Below are 4,949 nucleotides of genomic sequence, written 5' to 3'. Positions count from 1 at the left end.
CGCCGCAGCCCGGCGGCCAGCAGCACGTACAGCGGGCCGCGCCCGGCCGACCAGCGGCCGAGGGCGGCCACGAGGTCGCCGGCCCGCACGTCGTCGGTGTCCATGGCGGACCAATCTCCCGGAATTGGCCCTGTTCCGGCAACCCATTCGCCGCAGAGACTTCCGGCATGGACGCCGATCTGCACCCCTCGACCCGTACCGCCCACCCGCCCGTGCCCGTACCCGAGGGCAGCCGCCCCGCGACGGTCCCCATCCACCAGGGCCACGTCTTCACGTTCGACTCCGCCGACGCGCTGGCCGCCGCCTTCCACGACCCCGACGGCGCGTACCTCTACAGCCGCTTCGGCAACCCGACCGTCCGCGCGCTGGAGGAGGCCGTCAGCGGCCTCGAAGGCGGCGCCGGCGGGCTGGCGTTCGCCTCCGGCATGGGCGCGATCAACGCCGTGCTCGGCACCCTGCTCTCCGCCGGCGACCACGTCGTCGCGCAGCGCTCCCTCTACGGCGGCACGTACGCGACGCTCGCCGACCTGGCGGAGCGCTGGGGCGTCTCGGTCACGTACGTCTCCGGCCGGGACGCCGACGAGGTACGGGCCGCGCTCACGCCGCGCACCCGGCTGCTCTACCTGGAGACCATCGCCAACCCCACGACCGCCGTCACCGACCTGCCCGCGCTCCTCGCCGCCGCCGCGGAGGCCGGCGTGCCCGGCGTCGTGGACAACACCTTCGCCACCCCGCTGCTCTGCCGCCCGATCGAGCACGGCGCCGCCGTCGTCCTCCACTCCGCCACCAAGTACCTCGGCGGCCACGCCGACATCCTCGGCGGCGTCGTCGTCTTCCGGGACGCGGAGCTGCGCCGCCGGGTCTGGGCGCACGCCGTCGAGCAGGGCGCCGCGGCGGACCCGTTCGCGGCGTGGCTGACGCTGCGCGGCATGGCGACGCTCGCGCTGCGCGTCGAGCGGCAGTCCGCGACGGCGCTGCCGCTGGACGAGCGGCTGGCCGCTCAGCCGGCCGCCGCCCGCGTCCGGCCCCCCGGGCTGCCGGACCACCCGGACCGGGCCACGGCCGCCCGGCTGCTCGCCGCGGGCGGCGGGGTGCTGGCGTTCGACCTGGCGGGCGGCCGGGACGCGGGGCGCCGCTTCGTCGAGTCGCTGCGGCTGGCGCTGCTCAGCCCGTCGCTCGGCGATGTGAAGACCCTCGTCATGCACCCGGCGAGCACCTCGCACCGGCAGCTGGACGCCGCGGCGCTGGCGGCGGTGGACATCGGCGAGGGGACGGTGCGGGTCGCGGTGGGCATCGAGCACCCGGACGACCTGTGGGCGGACCTGGAGCAGGCGCTGGCGAAGGCGGCGGGGGGCGGCGCGCAGGGCGGGTAGGGCGCGGCGGGGTCAGTCCCGGGGCCAGGCGTCGGCGAGCATCGCGCGGGTCTCCGCCAGCAGCTGCGGCAGCACCTTGGTGTGGCCGACGACGGGCATGAAGTTCGTGTCCCCGCCCCACCGGGGCACCACGTGCTGGTGCAGGTGCGCGGCGATGCCGGCGCCCGCGACCGGGCCCTGGTTCATGCCGAGGTTGAACCCCTGCGCCCCGGACGCGGTGCGCAGGGCGGTCATCGCGCGCTTGGTGAAGTCCGCCAGCTCCGCGGTCTCGCCGTCGGTCAGCTCGGTGTAGTCCGCGACGTGCCGGTACGGGACGGTCATGAGGTGGCCGGAATTATAGGGGTACAAGTTCAGGACCGCGTAGACCTGCGTGCCGCGGGCCATGATCAGCCCGTCCTCGTCGGACTTCTCCGGGATGGCGCAGAACGGGCACCCGTCGCCGGCGGCGGTGCCGGTGGGCTTGTTCTCCCCCTGGATGTACGCCATGCGGTGCGGGGTCCACAGACGCTGGAACTGATCCGGCGTCCCCACCCCGAGCTGCTGCTCCGGATCGGTCGTCATCCGGCAAGCATAAGGTGGCGAGCTGGAGCGCCACGCTGCGAGGGGCGGCCGCACGGGCCGCCCCTCGAACCCCGCAGGTGCGGGGACCGACCAGACATCTGCCATGTCCGACCGATCGCGTCCGGATCATCCCCACGTCGGCGGGGAGCACGTCAAACCTGAACCCGGCGCTCCACCGATTCAACGATCTCAGTGACCGCTTCGTCACGGGGAACCCCGTTCTTCTGCGAGCCGTCGCGGTAGCGGAACGACACCGCATCCCTGGCCATGTCGTCGTCACCGGCAATGACCATGAACGGCACCTTGGATTTCTGAGCGTTCCTGATCTTCTTCTGCATCCGGTCCGCGGAGGAGTCCACCTCCACCCGCAAGCCCTGCGCCTTGGCAGCCGCGGCGAACTCTTCCAGATACGGCACGTGGGCGTCGCCGATCGGGATGCCGACCGCCTGCACCGGCGCCAGCCACGCCGGGAAGGCGCCCGCGTAGTGCTCCAGCAGCACCGCGAAGAACCGCTCGATGGAGCCGAACAGCGCGCGGTGGATCATCACCGGGCGCTGCCGCGAGCCGTCGGCCGCGGTGTATTCCAGGTCGAAACGTTCGGGCAGGTTGAAGTCGACCTGGATCGTCGACATCTGCCAGGTGCGGCCGATGGCGTCGCGCGCCTGCACCGAGATCTTCGGCCCGTAGAACGCCGCCCCGCCCGGGTCCATGACCAGCTCCAGGCCCTGCTTCCCGGCGGCCTGGCGGAGGATCTCGGTGGCCTCCTCCCAGACCTCGTCGGAGCCGATGTACTTGGTCTCGTCCTTGGTGGACAGCTCCAGGTAGAAGTCCTCCAGGCCGTAGTCGCGCAGCAGGTTCAGCACGAAGGTCAGCAGCGAGTCCAGCTCGCCGGCCATCTGCTCCTTGGTGCAGTAGATGTGCGCGTCGTCCTGGGTGAAGCCGCGGGCCCGGGTCAGGCCGTGCACGACGCCGGACTTCTCGTACCGGTAGACGGTCCCGAACTCGAACAGGCGCAGCGGCAGCTCGCGGTACGAACGCCCGCGCGCATCGAAGATCAGGTTGTGCATGGGGCAGTTCATGGGCTTCAGGTAGTAGTCCTGGCCCTCGTCGAGCTGCATCGGCGGGTACATGCCGTCCGCGTACCAGTCCAGGTGGCCGGACTTCTCGAAGAGCTTCGCCTTGGTCGCGTGCGGCGTGTAGACGAACTCGTAGCCCGACTCCTCGTGCCGCCGGCGCGCGTAGTCCTCCATCACGCGGCGCACGACGCCTCCCTTGGGGTGGAAGACGGCGAGGCCCGAGCCGATGTCCTCGGGGATGGAGAAGAGGTCCAGCTCGGCGCCGAGCCTGCGGTGGTCGCGCTTCTCGGCCTCGGCCAGGTGCTCCAGGTGCGCCTTCAGCTCGTCCTTCGACGGCCAGGCGGTGCCGTAGATGCGCTGCAGCTGCGGGTTCTTCTCGCTGCCGCGCCAGTACGCGGCGGCGGAGCGCATCAGCTTGAAGGCCGGGATCATCCGCGTCGTCGGCAGGTGCGGGCCGCGGCACAGGTCCTTCCAGCACAGCTCGCCGGTCTTGGCGTCGAGGTTGTCGTAGATCGTCAGCTCGCCCGCGCCGACCTCCGCGGACGCGCCGTCCGCGGCGTCGGCGGCGCTGCCCTTGAGGCCGATCAGCTCCAGCTTGTACGGCTCGGCGGCCAGCTCCTCGCGGGCGTCGGCGTCGGTGGTGACGCGGCGGGAGAAGCGCTGGCCGCGCTTGACGATCTCCTGCATCTTCTTCTCGACGCGCTTGAGGTCGTCGGGGTGGAAGGGCTCGGCGACGTCGAAGTCGTAGTAGAAGCCGTCCTTGACGGGCGGGCCGATGCCGAGCTTGGCCTCGGGGAACAGCTCCTGCACGGCCTGGGCCATGACGTGGGCGGTGGAGTGCCGCAGGATGTCGAGGCCGTCGGGGCTGCCGATCGCGACCGGCTCGACGACGTCGCCGTCGGCGACCTCGTACGCGAGGTCCTTCAGCGCGCCGGCCACCCGGGCGGCGATCACGGTGCGCTCGCCGGGGAAGAGGTCGGCGGCCGTCGTGCCCGTCGTGACCACGCGCTCTTCCCGCTCGGCGGCATCGCGGCTGATGATCACACGGACGTCGGACACGAGGGCTCCTTCACGAGGCGAGGTCTGCCGCGCGGCCGGCGGCACGGCGTGAATCGTACCGAGCCGGAGGGGGGCCGGGCGAAATCGGGCGGCGAGCGGGCGGTACGGGCCGGTGTGCTCAGCCGTCGCCGTACGCCTCGGCGCAGAGGTCGAGGCTCTCGTGCCGCGGCTGCGGCAGCCGGTCCCGCTCGGCGTCCACGATCTCTGCGGGCACCACCCCCGACGCCCCGGTGAGGCGCCGGAAGCCGCCGCGGCTCTCCAGCCGGCCGGTGAGCCGGACCGGCAGCCCGGCCAGGTGCGCCTCGGCCGCGACGCGGTACGCCTTCTCGTCGAGCGTCGTCCGCACCTCGGCGACGTCCGCACCCGCGAGTATCCGCAGCCGCACCCGGCCCGGGCCGGTGGCTGCCGACCGGCTGAGCCGGGTGACGGCTGCGGTGAGCCGGACCGGGAGGGAGGGCTCCCGGCTCCGGTAGCGCACGGCGGCCCGCTGCAGGGCCGGGACGTCGGCGGGGGTGAACTCGACCGGCTCGGGGGCCGCGGCGCCCGCCGGCGGGGCGTGGGCCGGGGCCCAGGCCAGGGTGATGCGCACCCCTTCGGTGCCGCGCACGAGCGCGGTCAGGGACTCGGCCAGCTCGTGGCACACGCCCAGCCCGACCGCGTGGTCGAAGGCCTCCATGCCGCCGGTGGCGCGCTCGTGGTCCACCGCGTCGCGGGTGCCGTGCAGGGCGCGTAACAGCGTGCCGGTGACCCGGCGGCCGTCCGGCGCGGGGACGAAGGCGGTGAGCCGGGCGAGGAGGGCGCCGGGGCCGACCAGGGCTCGCTCGACGTCGCGGGCGGCGTGCAGGAGCAGCCGGGCGCCGTGGAACCCGGCGGGGCGGCG

General features: G+C 73.3%; 4 protein-coding genes. 1 reads left to right on the top strand and 3 read right to left on the bottom strand.

All coding sequences use genetic code 11. The features are described from left to right. The first annotated feature begins 167 nt into the window (after nt 1-167). Nucleotides 168-1,373: a trans-sulfuration enzyme family protein gene (locus ABD317_RS33445; RefSeq protein ID WP_344295042.1), complete on the top strand. Its 1,206-nt coding sequence runs from the start codon at nt 168-170 to the stop codon at nt 1,371-1,373. A 12-nt stretch (nt 1,374-1,385) separates the two neighbouring features. Here ABD317_RS33445 and ABD317_RS33440 read toward each other — a convergent pair whose 3' ends face one another. The 3 genes from ABD317_RS33440 to ABD317_RS33430 form a co-directional block, all read right to left on the bottom strand. After that, nucleotides 1,386-1,934 carry an HIT domain-containing protein gene (locus ABD317_RS33440; protein ID WP_027757205.1) on the bottom strand — a complete coding sequence of 183 codons (549 nt, stop codon included), beginning with the start codon at nt 1,932-1,934 and terminating at the stop codon, nt 1,386-1,388. 152 nt (nt 1,935-2,086) lie between these two features. Beyond that, nucleotides 2,087-4,069, bottom strand: a complete 1,983-nt coding sequence (gene thrS, locus ABD317_RS33435) for a threonine--tRNA ligase (protein WP_027757204.1) — start codon at nt 4,067-4,069, stop codon at nt 2,087-2,089. Between the two features lie 118 nt (nt 4,070-4,187). After that, on the bottom strand, nt 4,188-4,949 hold a 762-nt coding region (locus ABD317_RS33430), incomplete at its 5' end, for a hypothetical protein (protein WP_344295039.1).

This window comes from Streptomyces synnematoformans (assembly GCF_039531005.1).
Taxonomy (GTDB): Bacteria; Actinomycetota; Actinomycetes; order Streptomycetales; family Streptomycetaceae; genus Streptomyces; species Streptomyces synnematoformans.
The sequence above is the reverse complement of the archived record's forward strand: the minus strand, read 5'-3'. Positions and strand labels throughout refer to the sequence as shown.